19 protein-coding genes and 1 pseudogene are annotated in these 21,928 nt (G+C 44.4%); 16 read left to right on the top strand and 4 right to left on the bottom strand.

The genetic code is table 11. The features are described from left to right. Positions 1–257: 257 nt before the first annotated feature. The 10 genes from pflB (at position 258) to A9237_RS13515 (ending at position 11,029) form a co-directional block, all read left to right on the top strand. Positions 258–2,555, top strand: coding sequence for a formate C-acetyltransferase (gene pflB, locus A9237_RS13560; RefSeq protein WP_078608364.1), 2,298 nt, complete (start codon positions 258–260; stop codon positions 2,553–2,555). A 312-nt stretch (positions 2,556–2,867) separates the two neighbouring features. Continuing rightward, a complete protein-coding gene (rsxA, locus tag A9237_RS13555; protein ID WP_005425202.1) occupies positions 2,868–3,446 on the top strand; it encodes an electron transport complex subunit RsxA in 579 nt (192 codons plus the stop codon). 3 nt (positions 3,447–3,449) lie between these two features. After that, positions 3,450–4,043, top strand: a complete 594-nt coding sequence (gene rsxB / locus A9237_RS13550; RefSeq protein ID WP_078608363.1) for an electron transport complex subunit RsxB — start codon at positions 3,450–3,452, stop codon at positions 4,041–4,043. A gap of 8 nt (positions 4,044–4,051) precedes the next feature. Next, positions 4,052–6,898 carry an electron transport complex subunit RsxC gene (rsxC, locus tag A9237_RS13545; protein ID WP_078608362.1) on the top strand — a complete coding sequence of 949 codons (2,847 nt, stop codon included), beginning with the start codon at positions 4,052–4,054 and terminating at the stop codon, positions 6,896–6,898. After that, the gene (gene rsxD, locus A9237_RS13540; RefSeq protein ID WP_009707287.1) at positions 6,898–7,944 is read left to right on the top strand and encodes an electron transport complex subunit RsxD; all 1,047 of its coding nucleotides are present in this window, start codon (positions 6,898–6,900) and stop codon (positions 7,942–7,944) included. The genes rsxC and rsxD overlap by 1 nt, the downstream gene beginning before the upstream one ends. A gap of 7 nt (positions 7,945–7,951) precedes the next feature. Further along, positions 7,952–8,590: an electron transport complex subunit RsxG gene (gene rsxG / locus A9237_RS13535; RefSeq protein ID WP_005536427.1), complete on the top strand. Its 639-nt coding sequence runs from the start codon at positions 7,952–7,954 to the stop codon at positions 8,588–8,590. Next, complete coding sequence (locus A9237_RS13530; protein WP_005439683.1) at positions 8,583–9,275, top strand: electron transport complex subunit E; 693 nt, start codon at positions 8,583–8,585, stop codon at positions 9,273–9,275. Before rsxG ends, A9237_RS13530 begins: the two co-directional genes overlap by 8 nt. Positions 9,276–9,354: 79 nt before the next feature. Then, complete coding sequence (nth, locus tag A9237_RS13525) at positions 9,355–9,996, top strand: endonuclease III (protein ID WP_005536424.1); 642 nt, start codon at positions 9,355–9,357, stop codon at positions 9,994–9,996. Positions 9,997–10,027: 31 nt separating this feature from the next. Beyond that, on the top strand, positions 10,028–10,444 hold the full coding sequence (gene gloA, locus A9237_RS13520) for a lactoylglutathione lyase (protein WP_020196364.1): 417 nt from the start codon (positions 10,028–10,030) through the stop codon (positions 10,442–10,444). 150 nt (positions 10,445–10,594) lie between these two features. Next, positions 10,595–11,029, top strand: coding sequence for a DUF2753 domain-containing protein (locus A9237_RS13515; RefSeq protein ID WP_005439686.1), 435 nt, complete (start codon positions 10,595–10,597; stop codon positions 11,027–11,029). A 103-nt stretch (positions 11,030–11,132) separates the two neighbouring features. On the opposite strand, the gene motY is transcribed toward A9237_RS13515, so the two are convergent. Next, positions 11,133–12,014: a flagellar protein MotY gene (motY, locus tag A9237_RS13510; protein ID WP_009707290.1), complete on the bottom strand. Its 882-nt coding sequence runs from the start codon at positions 12,012–12,014 to the stop codon at positions 11,133–11,135. A 307-nt stretch (positions 12,015–12,321) separates the two neighbouring features. Here motY and rnt point away from each other — a divergent pair, with 307 nt between their 5' ends. Together rnt and A9237_RS13500 are read left to right on the top strand one after the other, a co-directional pair. Beyond that, on the top strand, positions 12,322–12,966 hold the full coding sequence (rnt, locus tag A9237_RS13505; RefSeq protein WP_005439693.1) for a ribonuclease T: 645 nt from the start codon (positions 12,322–12,324) through the stop codon (positions 12,964–12,966). A 28-nt stretch (positions 12,967–12,994) separates the two neighbouring features. Beyond that, positions 12,995–14,320 (top strand): Na+/H+ antiporter family protein, encoded by a 1,326-nt coding sequence (locus tag A9237_RS13500; protein WP_005444668.1) that lies wholly within the window; start codon positions 12,995–12,997, stop codon positions 14,318–14,320. A gap of 87 nt (positions 14,321–14,407) precedes the next feature. Here A9237_RS13500 and A9237_RS13495 read toward each other — a convergent pair whose 3' ends face one another. Both A9237_RS13495 and A9237_RS27660 read right to left on the bottom strand, forming a co-directional pair. Continuing rightward, on the bottom strand, positions 14,408–15,037 hold the full coding sequence (locus A9237_RS13495; protein WP_078608724.1) for a DsbA family protein: 630 nt from the start codon (positions 15,035–15,037) through the stop codon (positions 14,408–14,410). A gap of 951 nt (positions 15,038–15,988) precedes the next feature. Beyond that, positions 15,989–16,288: a replication endonuclease gene (locus A9237_RS27660; RefSeq protein ID WP_078608361.1), complete on the bottom strand. Its 300-nt coding sequence runs from the start codon at positions 16,286–16,288 to the stop codon at positions 15,989–15,991. 2,497 nt (positions 16,289–18,785) lie between these two features. Between A9237_RS27660 and A9237_RS13480 the strand changes: the two genes are divergently transcribed. The 3 genes and pseudogenes from A9237_RS13480 to A9237_RS13470 all read left to right on the top strand — a co-directional run bounded on the left by A9237_RS13480 (position 18,786) and on the right by A9237_RS13470 (position 20,536). Further along, entirely contained in the window at positions 18,786–19,049 is a 264-nt protein-coding gene (locus A9237_RS13480; protein WP_237358392.1) for a S24/S26 family peptidase, read from the top strand. Further along, a complete protein-coding gene (locus A9237_RS13475) occupies positions 19,039–19,845 on the top strand; it encodes a hypothetical protein (RefSeq protein WP_078608359.1) in 807 nt (268 codons plus the stop codon). The genes A9237_RS13480 and A9237_RS13475 overlap by 11 nt, the downstream gene beginning before the upstream one ends. Positions 19,846–19,849: 4 nt before the next feature. Next, positions 19,850–20,536: pseudogene (locus A9237_RS13470) on the top strand (tyrosine-type recombinase/integrase). 226 nt (positions 20,537–20,762) lie between these two features. Here the strand turns inward: A9237_RS13470 and A9237_RS13465 are convergent. Beyond that, positions 20,763–21,098: a Grx4 family monothiol glutaredoxin gene (locus tag A9237_RS13465; RefSeq protein ID WP_078608358.1), complete on the bottom strand. Its 336-nt coding sequence runs from the start codon at positions 21,096–21,098 to the stop codon at positions 20,763–20,765. A 242-nt stretch (positions 21,099–21,340) separates the two neighbouring features. Between A9237_RS13465 and sodB the strand changes: the two genes are divergently transcribed. Further along, positions 21,341–21,925, top strand: a complete 585-nt coding sequence (sodB, locus tag A9237_RS13460; RefSeq protein WP_005439697.1) for a superoxide dismutase [Fe] — start codon at positions 21,341–21,343, stop codon at positions 21,923–21,925. The last annotated feature ends 3 nt before the right edge of the window (positions 21,926–21,928 follow it).

Here is a 21,928-nt window from a genome sequence, read left to right as displayed (position 1 = left end):
AACTTAAGCTCTTTCGTCAGCAGCTTTTACTATCAATTCACCCACAAGTTCACTGTATCAACAATAAATTTGCATATCTCAAGGCAATTTAAATACATAAGCCATTGAATTTCAGATTAATGCAAATTAATCATTCAAAAAATGAAAAGCATTCATTTTACTCATAGATAGTAAATCCATACGATTGACAGGGTTAAGAATGGTTCCGTCCTACTCGTCGCCTCCATTCTATTTATCAATAACTTAGGGATTTACTAATGACTATTCCGACGACTGATATGCTAGAAGCATGGGCTGGATTCACTTCTGGTGAATGGCAAAACTCTGTCAACACTCGTGACTTCATCCAAAAAAACTACACACCATATGAGGGAGACGAGTCCTTCTTAGCCGAGGTTAGCGCATCTACTTCAGCATTATGGAACCAAGTGCTTGAAGGCATTAAACAAGAAAGCCGCACACACGCTCCTGTTGATTTCGATACCGATCTGCCATCAACGATTACTTCTCACGATGCGGGTTACATCAACAAAGATCTAGAAAAGATCGTTGGCTTACAAACCGATCAGCCTCTAAAACGTGCAATCATCGCTAATGGTGGTATTCGCATGGTGAAAAACTCGTGCGAAGTTTATGGTCGCGAATTGGATCCAGCAGTCGAAAAGATCTTCACTGAATACCGTAAAACTCACAACAAAGCGTGTTTCGACCTTTACACCAAAGAAATTCTGGCGTGTCGTAAATCAGGCATCATCACCGGTCTTCCTGATGCCTATGGCCGTGGTCGTATCATTGGTGACTACCGTCGTATCGCCCTTTACGGTATCGACTACTTAAAAGCGGACAAAAAAGAGCAATACAACTCGACACAAACTTTCCTAGAGCGCGGTGGCGATCTTGAGAAAACGCTTCGTCTACGTGAAGAAATTGCAGACCAAGTTCAAGCGCTTGAAGACATTCGTCAAATGGGTTTGAAATACGGTATTGATATGTCGCTACCTGCAAAAACAGCGCAAGAAGCGATTCAATTTACCTACTTTGGTTACTTGGCGGCAGTTAAATCACAAAATGGCGCAGCAATGTCATTAGGTCGTACATCGACTTTCCTAGACGTATACCTAGAACGTGATATCGCAAATGGCTTGATTGATGAATCACAAGCGCAAGAGATGATCGACCACTTTATCATGAAACTGCGCATGGTTCGCTTCCTTCGTACACCGGAATACGATTCATTGTTCTCTGGCGACCCAATCTGGGCAACAGAAGCGATGGCAGGTATGGGTGTTGATGGCCGTACGCTCGTATCTAAAACGACATTCCGATACTTACATACACTTCATACGATGGGCCCTGCTCCTGAACCAAACATGACGATTCTTTGGTCAGAGCAATTGCCAGAAGCGTTCAAGCAATACGCGGCAAAAGTGTCGATTGATACCTCTTCTGTTCAATACGAAAACGACGATCTCATGCGTCCTGATTTCGATAATGACGACTACGCAATTGCATGTTGTGTGAGCCCGCAGATTGTTGGTCAGCATATGCAGTTCTTTGGCGCACGTGCCAACCTTGCAAAAGCGCTGCTTTACACCATCAATGGTGGTATCGATGAAAAATCGAAAGCGCAAGTTGGTCCAGTCGTAGACAAAGTTCAAGATGAAATTCTCGACTTTGACGCTTTGATGCCACACTTCGACAACATGTTGGAATGGCTAGCAACGCAATATGTCACAGCGTTGAACATCATCCACTACTCACATGACCGTTACAGCTACGAAGCATCACTAATGGCATTGATGGATCGCGACGTGCACCGCACTATGGCGTGTGGTATTGCAGGTCTGTCTGTTGTCGCTGACTCTTTGGCGGCAATTAAATACGCGACCGTGAAGCCTGTTCGTGATGAAGATGGCATCGCCGTTGATTTTGAAATCGAAGGTGATTATCCAAAATTTGGTAACAACGATGCCCGTGTTGATGACATCGCTTGTGATCTGGTTGAGCGCTTCATGAAGAAAATTCAGAAGATGCACACCTACCGCGAAGCAGTGCCAACTCAATCGATCCTAACGATCACATCTAACGTGGTTTACGGCAAAAAAACGGGTAATACACCAGATGGCCGTCGCGCAGGTATGCCTTTTGGCCCGGGTGCAAACCCAATGCACGGTCGTGATGAAAAAGGGGCGGTTGCGTCTTTGGCATCGGTTTCTAAACTGCCGTTTGCTTACGCGAAAGATGGTATTTCTTACACCTTCTCAATTGTGCCTAACGCACTGGGTAAAGATGAATTAAGTCAGAAGAAAAACCTAGCCGCGCTAATGGATGGTTACTTCCATCACGAAGCGAGCAACGAGGGCATTGCGATTGAAGGTGGTCAACACCTTAACGTTAACGTTCTTAACCGAGAGATGTTATTGGATGCGGTTGAACATCCAGAGAAATACCCTCAGTTGACGATTCGAGTGTCTGGTTACGCGGTACGTTTTAACTCGCTAACTCGAGAGCAACAACAAGACGTGATCAGCCGAACTTTCACAGAAAAACTGTAATCGCGAGATTGTAAAATAATCAAAGCTCATGCCTCTAACTCATTAGGGGTATGAGCTTTTGTCGTTTCTGGCGAACCATACGAAGTGATACCAAAACCATCAACAACGCGTGCGTTAAATCAGTGGCGGTAATTGCGTTTTTCTTTGTTAACAACCATTCACCAAACTTTTCAATTTCTTATTAATTCATCCGCTCACATCACATACACGTATAATTTTCCATCGGGTGCATAAAACCACACCGTTCTCTGGTTGTTATTGGTGTCACAAAACACGATAATATTGGGATCGGATTTTAAGAACGTAATAACTATGACCGAATATATTTTGTTGTTGGTCGGCACTGTGCTGGTGAACAACTTTGTACTGGTGAAGTTTTTAGGCTTGTGTCCTTTTATGGGCGTGTCTAAAAAACTGGAAACAGCAATTGGCATGGGCTTAGCTACAACTTTTGTACTAACGCTCGCGTCTGTGTGTGCATACTTGGTGGAAAGCTATGTTTTGCGTCCACTGGGCATCGAATATCTACGAACCATGAGCTTTATTTTGGTGATCGCTGTTGTGGTACAGTTCACCGAAATGGTCGTGCACAAAACCAGCCCGACGCTGTATCGTCTGTTGGGTATCTTCCTACCTCTGATCACAACGAACTGTGCGGTTCTGGGTGTTGCTCTACTTAACATCAATGAGAACCACAACTTTATCGAATCGATCATTTACGGTTTTGGTGCAGCGGTTGGCTTCTCTTTGGTACTGATCCTATTTGCGTCAATGCGTGAACGTATTGCTGCAGCTGATGTACCTGTGCCATTTAAAGGCGCATCGATTGCGATGATCACCGCAGGCCTTATGTCTCTTGCCTTTATGGGCTTTACAGGTTTGGTGAAGTAAACGATGAGTACGATTTTAATTGCGATCATCGCTCTTGCTGCCCTCGCCGCTGTCTTCGGGGCAATACTCGGTTTTGCATCGATTCGCTTCAAAGTCGAAGCGGATCCAATTGTCGATCAAATCGACTCTATTCTCCCGCAAACTCAGTGTGGTCAGTGTGGCTACCCTGGTTGTCGTCCATACGCCGAAGCGATCGCTAACGGCGACAAAATCAATAAGTGTCCTCCGGGTGGCCAAGCGACGATCGAAAAGCTGGCAGATCTGATGGGCGTTGAAGCGGAAGAGTCGGCACACGATCTCGACAACAAAGTCAAAACCGTTGCTTTCATCCATGAAGACATGTGTATCGGTTGTACCAAGTGTATCCAAGCGTGTCCTGTGGATGCGATTGTTGGTGGTACTAAAGCCCTTCATACCGTGATCAAAGACGAATGTACGGGTTGTGACTTGTGCGTTGCGCCTTGTCCAACTGACTGTATTGAAATGATTCCTGTGGAAACCACCACAGAGAGCTGGAAATGGAAACTTAACGCCATTCCAGTGGTTAACATTACGGATGCTGCCAATGCAGCGAACGTGGCTGATTCAATTAAATAAGGTTTCGTATGTTGTCTTTGATTGAACAAATTCGTACTGGTTCGCTATGGGATTTCCCAGGCGGCGTGCATCCGGCAGAAAACAAAAAGCAATCCAACAAAACTGAATTGGTTCATGCAGCCATTCCGTCGGAAATCGTCCTACCTTTAAAACAACACATCGGTAAAGCAGGTAACCTATTGATTGCTGTTGGTGACAAAGTGTTGAAAGGTCAACAGCTAACGGCGTCAGACAGTGGTTTCACCGTTCCTGTTCATGCTCCAACTTCTGGGCAAGTAACAGCTATTGAGCCACGCACTGTTGCGCACCCATCGGGTTTAAGCGAACTGTGCGCAGTGATTACGCCAGATGGTAACGATACTTGGTGTGAGAAAACGCCAGTAGCCGATTACACCCAAGAATCTGCAGATGCGTTGATCGACGTGATTCGTCTTGCTGGTATCTCTGGCATGGGTGGCGCAGGCTTCCCAACAGCTAAGAAGATCCAATCGGGTATTGCACGTACCGAAATTCTTATCGTTAACGCGGCTGAATGTGAACCTTACATCACCGCCGATGACAAACTCATGCAGGAACATGCAGACGAACTGATCCAAGGTATCGAGATCGTCGAGCATATCCTTAAGCCAAAACTGACCATCATTGGTATTGAAGATAATAAGCCAGCAGCAATCAAAGCGCTGGAACAAGCGGCGATGAACAAAGACATCGTGATCCGCGTTATCCCAACCAAATACCCTTCTGGTGGTGAGAAGCAGCTCATCAAGATTTTGACCAACAAAGAAGTTCCTAGCGGCGCTATCCCTGCAGATATTGGTATCCTGGTTCAAAACGTTGGTTCTCTCTACTCAATTAAACGTGCAGTGATCGATGGCGAACCTGTAGTCAATCGCATCGTGACTCTGACGGGTAAGACCTTCAAGCAACCACGTAACGTTTGGACGCTACTTGGTACGCCAGTACAAGCACTTTTAGATGAGTTTGGCTACAAAGCAGATAAGAAACTGCAGCGCCTGATCATGGGTGGTCCAATGATGGGCTTTACCCTCCCCCACGCTCAGGTTCCTATCACTAAAACGGCAAACTGTATTCTGGCACCTAAGCGTCGAGAGATCGCTTCTGACCAATACGAAATGGAATGTATCCGTTGTAGCCAATGTGCGGAAGCGTGCCCTGCATCGCTATTGCCACAGCAGCTTCAGTGGTATGCAAAAAGCCAAGAATACGAAAAGCTGGAAGAACTGAACCTTAAAGATTGTATTGAATGTGGCGCGTGTGCATTTGTGTGCCCGAGTGAAATTCCGCTGGTTCAATACTATCGCCAAGCGAAAGCTGAAATCCGTACACGCGCTCAAGAAGCCGCAGCAGCTGAACGAGCTAAGCTGCGCTTTGAAGAGAAGAAAGCGCGTATGGAACGCGAAAAAGCAGAACGTGAAAATCGCTTTAAGAAAGCCGCGGATGATCGTCGTAAAGACATGAAAGCCTCTGGCGGTGACGATGCGATTGCTGCAGCCATCGCTCGCGTGAAAGCACAAAAAGAGAATACTGAAGCGAAAGCCGAGCCAGCAGTGAAACCTGCGGTTGCAGCCGCGATTGCCAAAGCAAAAGCGAAACAAGCTGCAGCGGCTCAATCTGGCGCAGCCGAGCCTGATAACTCAGAAATGGCGAAGCTACGCGAAGAACGCAAACGTCTTGCTCGCGAACGCAAAGCGCAAAAAGAACAAGGCGACGCAGCGACAGATAATGCTGACGACAAGAAGTCAGCGGTTGCAGCAGCCATTGCCCGTGCTAAGGCGAAGAAAGCTCAACAAGAAGACGCATCAACACCTGCTGAAGCCGGTGACAAGAAAGCAGCCGTCGCGGCAGCTATCGCCAGAGCTAAAGCGAAAAAAGCACAACAAGAAGATTCGACCGAATCTGTAGAAACGGAAGCACCTGTTAAGCAAGCTGAAGATCCGAAAAAAGCCGCTGTTGCCGCAGCCATTGCTCGTGCAAAAGCGCGCAAAGCTCAGCAAGAAGACTCTACGGAATCTGCAGAAGCGGAAACATCTGCAGAACAATCTGAAGATCCAAAGAAAGCCGCTGTTGCCGCTGCCATTGCTCGCGCTAAGGCACGCAAAGCTCAGCAAGAAGGTTCTACTGAATCTGTAGAAACGGAAGCGCCTGCAGAACAAGCTGAAGATCCGAAGAAAGCCGCTGTTGCCGCAGCCATTGCTCGTGCTAAAGCCCGTAAAGCTCAGCACGAAGGCTCGACTGAACCTGCAGAAACAGAAGCACCTGCTGAACAAGCTGAAGATCCAAAGAAAGCTGCTGTTGCCGCAGCTATTGCTCGTGCTAAAGCACGTAAAGCTCAGCAAGAAGGCTCGACTGAACCTGCAGAAACAGAAGCACCTGCTGAACAAGCTGAAGATCCAAAGAAAGCAGCGGTTGCCGCAGCCATTGCTCGCGCTAAGGCGCGCAAAGCTCAGCAAGAAGCACAAACGGAATCGGTTGAAGCGGAAGCGCCTTCTGAAGAACCAGAAGTGGATCCGAAGAAAGCCGCGGTTGCCGCTGCTATTGCTCGCGCCAAAGCACGTAAAGCGAAGCAGGAAGCACAAACAGAATCGGTTGAAGCGGAAGCTCCTTCTGAAGAACCAGAAGTGGATCCGAAGAAAGCTGCTGTTGCCGCCGCCATTGCTCGTGCCAAAGCACGTAAAGCACAGCAAGAAGCACAAACAGAATCTGTTGAAGAAACGCTTTCTGAAGAGCCGGAAGTGGATCCAAAGAAAGCAGCTGTTGCCGCAGCCATTGCGCGCGCTAAAGCACGCAAAGCTCAGCAAGAAGCGAATAAGAACAATACTGAGGAGAACGAGTAATGTCGTTTTTTATTGCCAGTTCACCACACGCTCACAGCCGTCGCAGCACGCCTGATTTAATGAAATGGGTAGCCCTGTGCGCTATTCCTGGCTTAGTGGCTCAAACCTACTTCTTTGGTTGGGGCACCATCATTCAACTCGTGTTCGCTATCGCGGTCGCAGTGTCACTTGAAGCATTAGTCATGCTTGTGCGTAAGCGTTCTCCAATGCGTGCGCTGCGTGATAACAGTGCCATTGTGACAGCATGGCTATTAGCCGTAGCAATCCCACCATGGTCTCCTTGGTGGATCATGGTTATCGGTTTAATTTTTGCAATCGTTATTGCGAAGCACTTATACGGTGGTATTGGCCAAAACCTATTTAACCCAGCGATGGTCGCTTACGTTGTATTGCTCATCTCCTTCCCTGTCCAAATGACAAGTTGGAGCGCGCCTGTTTCATTGATGTCTGAGCACGTGACTTTTGCAGATGCGTTGTCTCTGATCTTCACTGGCTATGACTTTGATGGTTTGTCGCTACAACAAGTTCGTGCCGGCGTGGATGGCGTGACAATGGCAACCCCATTAGATGCATTCAAAACTGGTATTCATACTGGTGCAACGCCAAGTGAGGTGCTATCACAGCCAATGTTTGGTGGACTTGCGGGTATCGGTTGGCAATGGGTAAACCTAGCTTACTTGGTTGGTGGTCTAGTGATGATCAAAAAGCGCATCATCCAATGGTACATTCCAGTTGGTTTCCTAGGCAGCTTGGCACTGTTTAGTACCGTGTTTAGCTTGATCATGCCGGGAGAAACCGCGTCACCAATCTTCCACCTACTTTCAGGTGCAACGATGTTAGGCGCATTCTTTATCGCAACCGATCCTGTTTCGGCATCAACGACCGTGAAAGGTCGCTTAATTTTCGGTGCTCTGATCGGCGCGTTGGTATTCATTATTCGTAGTTGGGGTGGCTTCCCAGATGGCGTTGCGTTCGCCGTTCTGCTTGCCAATATGTGTGTGCCGTTGATCGACTACTACACCAAACCAAGAACTTACGGTCACTGAGGTAAACATGTTAACCGCTATTAGAAAAAATGGTCTGACATTGGCGATCTTCGCCTGTGCAACAACCGGTCTTGTGGCACTGACTCAGTACCTAACAAAAGATCAAATTAAGCTTCAGGAACAAAAGCAATTGCTGTCGGTTCTTAACCAAGTGATTCCGGAAGAAATGCATGACAACAATCTTGTTGCGGCATGTACTATGGTCTCTGCGCCCGATCTAGGTACGGTTCGCTCGATGCCAACTTACATTGCTACCAAAGATGGTCAACCAACGGCAATGGCGATTGAGTCCATCGCACCAGATGGCTACAACGGTGAAATCAAAATCATCACCGGCATCGATAACCAAGGCAAAATCCTTGGTACTCGTATCCTAAGCCATCAAGAAACGCCGGGATTGGGTGATAAAATTGATTTACGCGTTACGGATTGGATCTTGAGCTTCACTGGTAAGCAAGTGACAGAAAGTAACTGGAATTCTTGGCGAGTTCGTAAAGATGGCGGCGATTTCGATCAGTTTACTGGCGCAACGATTACCCCTCGAGCGGTAGTGAAAGCGGTGAGAAACACAGTAAACTACGTAAATAAGTCTCGTGATGAGATTCTGAATCAGCCCCTAGACTGCGCAGGAGGCAACCATGAGTGAAAATAAACTGCTAATGAAAAACGGCATGTGGAGCAACAACCCTGCCCTAGTACAACTTCTGGGTTTGTGTCCTCTACTTGCGGTTTCTTCTACCATTACCAACGCCCTTGGTTTGGGTATTGCGACGTTGTTGGTGCTTGTCGGTTCTAACCTGACAGTTTCACTGATTCGTAACTACGTACCAAAGGAAATCCGTATTCCGGTTTTCGTTATGATCATCGCAGCCCTGGTAACTTGTGTTCAACTCTTGATGAACGCTTATGCCTACGGATTGTATCTATCTCTGGGTATCTTCATCCCATTGATCGTAACCAACTGTATTATCATCGGCCGTGCGGAAGCTTACGCCTCGAAGAATGATCCATTGCCAGCAGCATTGGATGGTTTCTGGATGGGGCTTGGTATGACAACAGTATTGGTTGTACTTGGCGCTATGCGTGAACTTATCGGTAACGGCACCTTGTTCGATGGTGCAGACCTATTATTGGGTGACTGGGCTGCGGCACTGCGTATTCAAGTTTTCCACTTCGATAGCAGCTTCTTACTAGCATTATTGCCGCCGGGTGCGTTTATCGGCGTAGGACTTTTGATTGCGTTGAAAAACGTTATCGACAGCTCAATTCAGGAACGTCAGCCGAAAGAAGAAAAACCAGCCATTGAGCGCGCCCGCGTAACTAACGCATAATACAAGAATTCTAAAATCAAGGCTCTACCACTCGTAGGGCCTTTTTCATAAACCGCAAAGACGGGTTTGGAAGTCAGCAATGAACAAAGTCAAAAGAATTGAAATTCTCGAGCGACTCCGAGAAAACAATCCCAACCCTCAGACGGAGCTCAATTGGAGCACACCGTTTGAGTTGCTTATCGCCGTACTGCTTTCTGCGCAGGCGACGGACGTAAGCGTAAACAAAGCAACAGACAAGCTCTACCCTGTTGCGAACACGCCACAAGGCATTCTTGATTTGGGTGTCGATGGTTTAAAGGAATACATCAAAACCATCGGACTGTTTAATTCAAAAGCCGAAAACACCATCAAGACTTGTAAGATCCTACTAGAGAAGCATAACGGCGAAGTACCAGAAGATCGTGCAGCGCTTGAAGCTTTGCCGGGTGTCGGTCGTAAAACCGCTAACGTAGTACTGAATACTGCATTCGGTTGGCCAACTATCGCCGTGGACACGCACATCTATCGTGTTTCTAACCGTACAAAGTTTGCGATGGGTAAAACCGTCGATGACGTAGAAGAAAAACTGCTTAAAGTGGTGCCAAAAGAGTTTAAGCTTGATGTACACCACTGGCTGATCCTTCATGGTCGCTATACCTGTGTGGCGAGAAAGCCTCGCTGTGGCAGTTGTATCATCGAAGATCTGTGTGAATTCAAAGAAAAAGTGTACCCAGACGAATAACCCCGTCTGAAACAATCGCTAGGAGCAAATAATGTCAAACGGTCGAATTCTTCACACCATGCTACGCGTGGGTGATCTAGACAAATCTATCAAGTTCTACACTGAAGTAATGGGCATGCAGCTACTTCGTACCAATGAAAACAAAGAGTACGAGTACACGCTGGCATTCCTAGGCTACGGTGATGAGTCTCAAGGTGCCGTCATTGAGCTGACTTACAACTGGGGTACAACCGAGTACGACTTAGGCTCTGCATTTGGCCATATCGCAATTGGCGTAGACGATATCTACTCAACTTGCGATGCAATCAAAGCAGCAGGTGGCAATGTCACTCGTGAAGCGGGCCCAGTAAAAGGCGGTACAACACACATCGCTTTCGTGAAAGACCCTGATGGCTACATGATTGAGTTGATTCAAAACAAACAAGCATCAGCAGGTCTAGAAGGCTAACAAGTTCTTTTATTGAAACTCGCTATATTGAAACACGCGATGTTTTTGCAGGCAGGTCTGAGACCTGCCTTTCTTTTATCAACAAATTACTTTACTTGATAATAATTATCGTTTAGATTTGTCGGCAACATCGATATGTGGGACACGATAATGATCAGTGAATGGGAAAAACACACACTTCTAGCCGATACTGCTCTTCAACTAGATGACCCTGTTCGCAGCATTCTTCATTACCAGCAAGCCCTTAGCCTGAGTGAAGATATTAGCGAATGCGTGGAAATAGAAGCCGACGAGAGATTATTGATTTCGGTGATTTCATGCCATAACCTCGCCCAATTCTGGCGTTGGGCTGGTGATACCGAATATGAGCTCAAATATCTTCAACTGGCTTCAGAAAAAGTACTCACTCTGATTCCTCAATGCCCAAACAAAGATTGTGCAAGCTTTATTGATTCCATTGGCTGTTGCACAAAAGCGTTGATTGATTTCATGAAGCGCCACCCCAACCCAGCAATCGCGAAACAAGTCGAGAAAATCGATACCGCGACCAATTGTGAAATCATTGCTAAGTTCCGCCTAAACTAAAACACATGACACAAAGCTAAGCGGCAACGAATAAAATAAACAACGTCAAACGGATACAAAAACGCCAGAGTCAAACTCTGGCGTTTTTATTGGTTAACTTCAATTAGACCTGAGTACGTCCCAGAGAAATTACTACACGACGGTTTTTATCTTTACCAATTGGTGAGCCATTGTCTGCAATTGGACGACGCTTGCCGTAACCTTGCACTTGAATGCGATCTCCAGATAGCCCTAGCGACTCAAAGTAAGTACGTAATGATTCAGCACGTCGCTCCGATAAGCTTTGACTTGCGCTCTTACCATCCGTTGAATCGGTGTAAGTCGCCACCAGCACCAAATCGATATCTTGATTATGACGAACATAATCAGCAATTTGCGACAAACGTTTCTTCGAGGCTTTAGTTAACTGGTCGCCTTGACGTTCATAGTGAAGAATCGTGAAGGCGATATCTTCGAAACTGTACTTCAACAAGTTAGCAATACAGTTACTAAAAGCGTTGTATTTGCTTTGGAACAATACCGAGGACAACGCGACTTCAATACGCTGATCACGGCTCTGCCAATCTTGGTAGCTAAACGTTGGGTAGCGCCCTTTTTCTAGCTCAGACAGAATGCCCCAAGCGGTTTGCCCGCCAACATAACCATCAAACTGCTTGAAGAACTTCAGGTTAGTAATACGATCGGCATTCTCACCCGGACGCCAAGGTGGTGGCATAGAAATCAAACTAACATTACGCGTTTCCCCCATAGGGCGACGCATCTTTAGCTCAAAATCTAAGTTAATCTTTTTACTCGCACGAGACGAAAATACCGCGTCACCAAATCCAGGGATAGGATGCACAAGTTGGCATTCCAATGGCGTGTTCATCACCATTTCCCATTGTGATTGCTGCGGTGTAGCAACATAACGCTTCCCCATCGACGCAAAACTGTTCGCGCTAAGCAAAGACATCACGATACCACTGGTTACTAGCCATTTATTCATCTAAGTACTTCTCTCAAACGGCAGTCTATTGCCGCTTACATGAATCAATTGAAAACATGCAGAACAATGCAAAAATCCCGCCAACATGGAATTTGCAAGGGGTTATAAGGAGTTAACCCCCACTTTGGCAAGTGCATAAAATGGTAAATAACATCGCGAGAATAACAGGTGACCGACTACCTTGTTTTTGGTTATAACCCTTACTGGTTAACGGAGGAATAGAATTCTACATTTCTCCGAAATTGCGGTTTTTCTCATCGGTAGAATCTGCAATAATGCAGCCTTCGTCACACAAATATAAGCCAACATGACAATAGAAAATGAAGCTCTGACCCTGAAAAAACGTTTTCGTGGTTATTTTCCAGTGGTAGTTGATGTTGAGACCGCAGGTTTCAATGCTCAAACTGATGCACTTTTAGAAATCTGCGCCGTTACCCTTAGCATGGATGAAAATGGCGATTTGCATCCTGCCTCGACCATTCATTTTCATATCGAACCTTTCGAAGGCGCGAACTTAGAAAAAGAAGCCCTTGAGTTCAATGGTATTCGTGACCCATTCAGCCCTTTACGTGGAGCAGTTTCAGAACAAGAAGCACTCAAAGAAATTTACAAGCTGATCCGTAAAGAGCAAAAAGCGGCCGATTGTTCACGCGCCATTATGGTGGCACACAACGCTGCTTTCGACTTAAGTTTTGTTAATGCAGCTAACGAGCGCTGCAAACTAAAAAGAGTCCCTTTCCATCCATTTGCCACTTTTGATACCGCAACATTAAGTGGGCTTGCTTATGGTCAAACTGTTCTCGCTAAAGCATGTAAAGCAGCAGGGATGGAATTCGACAATCGTGAGGCACATTCTGCCCTTTACGATACACAACAAACTGCAGAGTTATTCTGTGGCATCGTCAACAAATGGAAGGCCCTAGGCGGTTGGCCGCTTGTCGACGAAGAATAATAAGTAAACACAACATATTAGGAAAAGTATGAATCCTGTCGTTATATCTGTGTGCGTCATGCTCGTGTTAGCATTGATGCGAGTAAACGTGGTGGTTGCCCTCACGTTTAGTGCCATCGTTGGTGGCCTTGTTGCTGGCATGAGCCTTGGAGATACGGTTGCTGCATTTGAAAGCGGTCTAGGTGGCGGTGCGACTATCGCGCTGAGCTACGCAATGCTAGGTACTTTCGCTGTTGCGATTTCTCGTTCTGGCATCACTGACCTTCTGGCAAAAAGCGTTATCAAACGCCTAAATGGTAAAGAGAGCTCTGCGTCGACTACAGGTCTAAAATACGCAGTATTGGTTGCTCTTGTACTTGTTACCATGTCATCTCAAAACGTGATTCCGGTACATATCGCCTTCATTCCAATTTTGATTCCACCTCTTTTGGGCGTATTCGCTAAGCTAAAGCTGGACCGTCGTTTGGTTGCTTGTGTGCTTACCTTTGGTTTGATCACGCCATACATGGTTCTACCAATCGGTTTTGGTGGCATCTTCCTAAACAACATCCTATTGAAGAACTTGCATGACAATGGTCTTACAGACGTTGTGGCAAGCCAAGTACCGACAGCAATGCTGTTGCCGGGCGCAGGTATGTTGTTTGGTCTTCTAACTGCGATCTTCTTTAGCTACCGTAAACCTCGTGAATACAAAGAGACTGAGCTGACCGTTGTTCAAGAATCTGAAGAGAAGCTAAACAAAAAGCATATCGTGGTTGCAGGCTTAGGTATTCTTGCTGCGCTAAGCGTACAGCTATACACGGGCTCAATGATCATCGGTGCACTAGCAGGCTTCATGGTGTTCACTTTCGGTGGTGTTATCGCATGGAAAGAGACGCACGACGTGTTCACTAAAGGTGTACACATGATGGCAATGATTGGCTTCATTATGATTGCAGCGGCAGGTTTCGCTGCAGTAATGAAACAAACTGGCGGCGTTGAAACACTGGTACAATCGCTATCAACCAGCATCGGTGACAACAAGCCTCTTGCAGCACTACTTATGCTGATCGTTGGTCTGTTGGTAACAATGGGCATTGGTTCATCGTTCTCTACGATTCCAATCCTTGCAACTATCTATGTGCCGCTTTCGCTGGCATTTGGTTTCTCACCGATGGCGACAATCGCACTGGTAGGTACAGCAGCAGCTCTAGGTGACGCGGGTTCTCCTGCTTCTGACTCAACGTTAGGTCCAACATCGGGTCTAAACGCCGATGGTCAGCACGAGCACATTTGGGAAACTGTGGTTCCAACATTTATCCACTACAACATCCCTCTGATTATCTTCGGTTGGATTGCTGCAATGGTGCTGTAATCGCGTCATTGAATGGATACAATTCGTTACGAAAAGCCGCTCATTGAGCGGCTTTTTGTTGTTTGGGCTTTGAAAACCGGTTTCGTCTTATTGCGCTGGCATGTTGTCGATAATGCGCTCGCGAATCAGCTTCAACGTGTTTTCTGTAGACACATAATCCACTTCAATCGGGAAGTAAGCGTCGTTAATTTGTAGTACTAAACTCGGGTAAGAATTTACACCAAGGCTCTTGGCAAGGCTTAACTGGTCTTGGAAAACACCTTCCAGCAAAGTGCCGTCCATATCGTTCTTGAACTGCTGAACGTTTAAGCCAATCTCTCTTGCGAGTTGCAGGTGGGTTGCTTCTTCATGAGGCGGCATCGCGCGTAAGTAGTAAGCGTGTTGAATCGCTTCCAACATCTGCTCATAAGAGTCTTGGAAACCTGCAGCGATAACGGCACGGCAAGATTGGTAAGTGCTACGTACTGGTGTGCACAACGTCCAGAAATCGTAGTTAAACTTGGTACCAAGCTGACCTTCGATTTGCTTCCAAATTTGCTCAATTTTCTGCTGCATTTCCGGTGGCATAGGCAGATTAGTATCTGGCGCGAGCCCACCCACAACATACTCAAACTGAATCACACCCGGCAGTTGCTGCTTCAATTTTTCGATGGTTGGTTTGTAGCCCCAACACCAGCTGCACATTGGATCATGTACGTAGTAAAGCTTTATATTCACTTTAATTTTTAAACCCATAAAATCAATCAGTTAAATCAAAAAATTTAAATAGTGGCGATGAGGTGACTACATATTCTGCTTTGTTTTGTTTGCTTTGAATCTTCCTAAAGCTTAAGTGTTAACCAACAAAATATCAGGCCTTGGTATCTGCGTGTACTTTATCGTTGGCAACGGTCTTGTTATTTCTGCCTCGGCGAACATTTATTACATCATGTTTGCCGCGGCTATTTACTATTACCGACACGCCAAACATCTAGAACAGATGAACTCAACAAATTCCACTTGCACTTGTATATAGTCGTTAGTCTTAATTAGTCCAATCCGATCCCAAAAGTGCGGAATTTTAACCCTAATTTTCAAGTATTTGAATTCTTTCGCCCAGACTATACTGTCTAGAAAATAAAAAACTATATTATCTTAAAAAAGCTTTCAACCGATATCGCAATAGGCTTTTTCGCCTTGCTTTCTGATCTTCAATCTCAACAACATATCATTGCAGACTATCACAGAACCCATGTTCAAACTTGATTTTTCAATCACTTTAAAACTAAGAAAAGACCTTTTCAGATCGCGAGAACCTTAATTCTTTGAAATTTTTATAAACGCTCTGGAAGCGATTCTCATCAAAGAACTAGAATTGATAAATTGCACAGCGACTGTTCCAAGCGCAGTTGTTCATAAGGGTGTATTTTACGATACAGCCAGTTGTGGTACCTTTCACTGGATCGATGTAACCAAAATCAAAACAAAGTGTGATCGGTTGGTACCTAGAAGCAGCATAGTTACCCTTACAAAATGGATTTTGCTTTTTCTTCTCGTGTTGCGGGGGTTAGTTTTCTATGCTCCTCTAATGTCTCATAGCTAATAAAGATATTGCGTACTTTAAATCATATTCTGGCTTAACCCAGATAAGCAAATGCATATGTGAGTCTCGGCCACAGAAATGCCAAACTAACAGATTTCATCAAAATCTACGTTCGCGCAAATAAGGCGCCAAGCGTTATTAGGGTATGACCGCACCTCACGTGAGCTTGTGCCATTCCAGTAGTTAATGAATTCACATCTCTTGTATGAATTGTGATATTTCGAAAGCGCAGTCAGGTGCAGGAACAAACCTTGTAAAGCAAACTCGTTACCGATGTTCTTAAAACCAGGATATCGCCTCATCAACTCATGACGACGAATTACTAGCGTAGATGCGCTTTTCAGAAACCACTTCAACAAGTTCAGTCTCTTAGTCCGAGAATTCATACTGCTTGATGTATTCCCAGTTGACTTTACTACTCTTGGTTCCCCCAAACACAACTCCAAGACTCTGAAGCTAGTGCTTTCAAGAAACTTACCCCATTACAACTACTACTTCTCACTAATCATACGAGAGACCCCGAGCAAAGCAGACAACTCATTTGCTATTTGTGTTTACATGGCGACGTATAGCCGAAATGGGAAGTAAAAAAGCTATCCGATCGTGGTCCTCAGCAGCAGGACAGTAAGTATCGTGCTTTCTAGTTTAGCTTCAGTAAGGCTTGCCAAATTATCAGAGGTAGCTAGATTGATCATGCTCCTACTTCCACTTTTACTTCGAGTTCTTCACTTGCTTATATGATCAGTTCATTCAGTGACTCTCTATTCACAACAATTTGTGCTTAGCGCCATCTTTATACAAATATATAACGCAGCTCATCACTCAATAGCGGCGCCTTGATCTTAAGTAGATGTGAAAAGATAAACGTAAACTTCCAACAAATTCAAATGCTCAGAAAAATTAACCATAATGAGAATCAGATCTTTGTTCGCAATCACCAGGACATCAGAGGTATGAACGATGTCACAAACTTCACGCTGTTCGACTGCTTCAATACGCAACTTACGTTTTCAACAATTTGTTCTGGTGTATTTTGCAGGTGGTCATGGAAATTAGCATTAACTGTTACTATGTGCTCTGGAAAAAGCAACTTAGCAAATACACAAGGATACATTGGTTGCTAATCGTTAGATCGTGCATTCGGCGAGATTGGCCAAGTATTTAAACGGCTTCGCCATATTTTCTTAGGCTTATTCACGTTTTGAATTCACCTCCTACGCTAAGACGAAAAAACTGTTACAGAGCAAATGCAGTCTTGTGATCTAATGGGTACTAGTGAATTAATAATACTTGAGGCAATGAGTATCCCCCAGTCATTATTGATGCCGACAATCAAGTCTTTTAGATATTGCATTCCACTTCGAATCTTCTGTACATCTGAGTCGTTAAACGACTCAAAAGTGTGTTGGTGATCTTTCACATATAAAGCACCTACAATGAGCACTAGGTTAGAGGCTTTATCCAGTAGTTCGCCAAACACCTTTCTCAACATGAAGCGAATAGCCTAGAAAGCAGTAATGCTCTCAGCAGTACTTAGGGTCTTCAACTGCTGCTTTTGCTTAATAATTAACTGAGTCACATGGACTCTTTAGGTTAAATCTGGTTTGGATTCTCTTATGGATAAAAATCTGTGCCCATTTCCATGATAGGTTAAAAGCCTATAGCACGAGTTTCTAAACCAAAGAAGAACAAAACTAAACCACCGCTTGCACCTTGACGATAGTTTTGCATTTTTGACTGCAAAGTAAACGGTCCGCGTTGCATCGCTCGACAGCTTACCTGAAAAACCGTAAGCAGAGCGCACTCTATTAGGTTACAGTTCAACCTTCCTATAGCGCTCAGACTGAAGCCATACCGAGATCAGCAAATAATGTGTTCATAATGGTGTAACTTTCGGCCTCTTTAATCAATAACGCTCAAGCAATTGAGTCTGACTGATGAGACTGTTATGGGTTCAGTTTGTCGGAAGACATTCTTCCAGTCTCCCCAATACGTGTTGCGAATTTTTCCGTATTGCGAGCGAAGGTGAACTCTCTTCATTCAACATTGAAAAATCGCTGTTTACATCCGCTTAAGCCGTACATGGTGATTTGTTTGCTCATGCACCATACTTTTACTTCATAGTCAGAAAGACGCTCCAAGTGAGCGTATGTAACCACAACAAGCCGTATGATTTGGTTGGGATTAGGTAAAAAAGCGCACGTTCTAAGCCGTATTATTGATTCCTATGCTTGATTTTGGATCTAGATGTACAATCTCGGCACGAGCAGTAATGCCAGACCTTGCAACAATATAGTTTTACTCTTATCGCTAGGCTTATCTTTAGGTTTGATGATGACGTGACATTCAGTGATGTAATGATGAATGGTTCCAATCTGTAGACCTGTAGTGTGTTAGTATTTCTCCTAAGTTACGTAAGAGCTGATAGGTGGTATCTTGAAACTAAGCATGGTGATATAACTGTATTTTAAGCAGTTATCATAGGCTTCGCTCGGCATGGCTCCCGAAACACAAAGACACTTTTGATCCACCTTTGCGTTTGACAGACAAATCAAAAACTGACTAAATCCACAATAGCGTGGACGGACTATGAAACTGACCTAAGTATAAGGTGTAAAGCTTTTTGGCAATGTCCGAGTTGTTTGATGTTCCTAAGCAACATCTAGCACTTGGTAGTGCCTTATGAAAGGTTGAACAACGCTGCTCATCGAGAAAGCTCTATCAGCGATTCACTTCTAGCTATCTCGTCATACTTTGATAGAGAATAGAACAAAGTAACACCCTCAACATAAGGTTGTTATCGAAAAACTTTGCCGGACTAACGATCAAGAGCTTGAGACTAGAAAAACTCCATATCCGATTCGCCACATTAATAGATACAGCTTGAATTCTGACTCTCTCAAACAAGTTGAAACCAACGATGCTATTTATTTAGTTGATAAAAAATCTTTAAATACTGTCTTAGGTAGATATCTGATAGATATTGATGGTAACCTTTCTATAAACGGTTTCCAGCCCTTGCCGGGTAAAGCCCTAGCCATAGCTTTTGGTAACACCTCTCTGGTGGTTTCTGAATATGGCATTACTGCCATGGGTATAGTCGCAGTTACATCCAAAAAGATTAGATATTTAATATATGACACATAAAGTTGATTTTTTTCAAGAATTTAAAAGTACGCTCCACCCTAATTACTTAACTGATTTTAAAAACAATGATAGTAATGAGGTCGTCATAGTATTTTCACCAAATGCTAGGTTTGCTATGTTCAACATTCAGTTTCCTACTGATGTTTTGTTTATCGCTGATAAGAAGCTTCACTACTATATCTACAATCCTGGGCGTCAGGTATCCCTTATCCACAATTTTATCACTCAGTGCAAATACGAAAAAGTAACTTTAATAGGTAGTTCTAAGGGTGGAAGCGGAGCACTTTTGTGGTCATCATTGTTGTCTAAAAGTAGGGATAAACAATATTCTGTAAAATGCTTTAGTTTTAGCCCACAAGTATCCCTGTATCCTGAATCGAAGGTTATAGGTTACCCTTCCTATAAAAATATGCTGTTAACAGCACGCAATAATAATAACTTGAATAAATGTTTAGAAACTTATGGTGATATAAGTAGCCATGTTTCTAGCACATTAGCATCTACAATAGTGTTTTTCTCAGGAATGTATTCAATCGACCGTCATGAGGCACAACTTTTGCAGGATATGAATGTGACTCTGGTACAACTTCCTTTGACATTTCATGGTTCAATAACTCCATACCTAGTCGATAAAAATATTGAAAAGCACTTACAGTCAATTGTTGCTAAATTGTTTTCCAATGCTTCGAAAGACCCTGATTTAGCTTCGACATTACCCTCTAGCGAAAACGAATTGATAAAAACGTTATCTCAATTAGATGCACCTCATATAACAGAACTTTTAAAGATATTTTGAACCAATATCTGTTCATAGCCTTAAAGGCAGGGGGCACAAGCCCTGACAGTGCGAGTGCTACCCGCAAGATCAAAACTGTAAGCCCCCCTAACGCTTCGACACCAAAGGCAAAGCTAATGCCTTCAAACCCTACTCCATTAAGGAAGTGAACGATAAACCTTGGCTTGGGGCAAACCTGATCACCGTCCTCCTTCCTGACTTAGTTGAACTTTGGTTTGAGTTACATGACAAACAAAGCCCTGTTGGTGACGAGATAATCAAGGTTTACAAGATTTGCTTATCAACAAGGGCGCGAGTCAGGGAAGCGATTTTTCTAAAAGGCTCTAACTTAACGAAGTATCGTATCACGTTTGACAACACCAAAGGCAAACGCAACCGAACGATCCCCATTTCGGAAGACTTATATAACGAGATTTATAAACCAACCAATGACCGCCTTTTTACTTGCAGTTACAGAGTTGTGTATAAATGAATTAAGATAGCATTACCACACTTACCGGAAGGTCAAGCAACACACGTTCTGCGCCATACCTTCGCAAGTCACTTTATGATGAATCGCGGCAACATCCTTGTATTAAAGGGGATCCTCGGTCATAAGATGATTGATCACACTATGATTTACGCCCATTTCTCACCAAGTCATTTGAGCGATACGGTGCACCTCAACCCACTCGCAAAACTCAAGTCCTAGTCGCCACAAATGGCGACAGCCGCCATTAAATATCAGTATTTATCGGTAACCATTAGAACGGAATAATTTTCAAACACCTGAGACAGCAAGGGATTGCTAGGTTTTGGGAGAGTTGTAGAAAGAGTGGAACATAATAAAGCTTCAAGTTCATTCCACTAACCTAAAAAAGAAAAAGGAGCCAATGCGGCTCCTTTGTATTCTATCGCCAAATGTGAGTATTTACGAATTACTCAGCGTTACCTTCAACGCGTGCTGCCGCTTCTTTGATAAGAGGCTGAAGCTCACCTTTCTGGAACATTTCCAAAATGATGTCACAACCACCGATCAGTTCGCCTTCAACCCATAGTTGTGGGAATGTAGGCCATTGAGCGTATTTAGGTAGTTCAGCACGAATGTCTGGGTTTTGTAGAATGTCTACGTAAGCGAACTTCTCGCCACATGCCATTAGCGCTTGTGCTGCTTGAGAAGAGAAACCACAGCTAGGCAGTTTCGGTGATCCTTTCATGTACAGCAAGATTGTGTTTTCAGAGATCTGCTGTTTGATTTTATCGATAGTTTCCATCGCTTCCTCATTCATGGATGTGAACTTTAATTATTGCCACATTTTACTCAATAAACACAGAATAAAAACCATATAATTAGTAAGTCTTTATTGGTTTTATCTTAAAATATTTTCATATCGGGGTTTTAATAAAGTAAAAACTTGCTAAAATACTTTTCAAGTCAGTCGTAAAGACTACATATAAATAAAAACACTGGAAGCAATCGAAAGGTAACCCTTTCATATCTATGGAGAATTGAGCAATGGCATTTGAACTACCAGCTCTACCTTACGCGAAAGACGCACTAGAACCACACATCTCTGCAGAGACTCTAGATTTCCACCACGGTAAGCACCACAACACTTACGTTGTTAAGCTAAACGGTCTTATCCCTGGTACTGAGTTCGAAGGCAAAACACTAGAAGAGATCATCAAGACTTCAACTGGTGGCGTATTCAACAACGCAGCACAGATCTGGAACCACACGTTCTACTGGCACTGTCTAGCGCCAAACGCAGGCGGCGAACCAACAGGTGCAGTTGCTGACGCGATCAACGCAGCGTTCGGTTCTTTCGAAGAATTCAAAGCAAAATTCACTGATTCAGCAATCAACAACTTCGGTTCTTCATGGACTTGGCTAGTTAAGAAAGCTGACGGTTCTCTAGAGATCGTTAACACGTCTAACGCAGCGACTCCTCTAACAGAAGAAGGTACTACTCCACTTCTAACTGTTGACCTATGGGAACACGCTTACTACATCGATTACCGCAACGTACGTCCTGATTACATGAACGGCTTCTGGGCTCTTGTAAACTGGGACTTCGTAGCAGAGAACCTAGCGAAGTAATTT

It is taken from the genome of Vibrio owensii, assembly GCF_002021755.1.
Taxonomy (GTDB): Bacteria; Pseudomonadota; Gammaproteobacteria; order Enterobacterales; family Vibrionaceae; genus Vibrio; species Vibrio owensii.
This window is presented reverse-complemented; position numbering and strand designations above follow the sequence as displayed.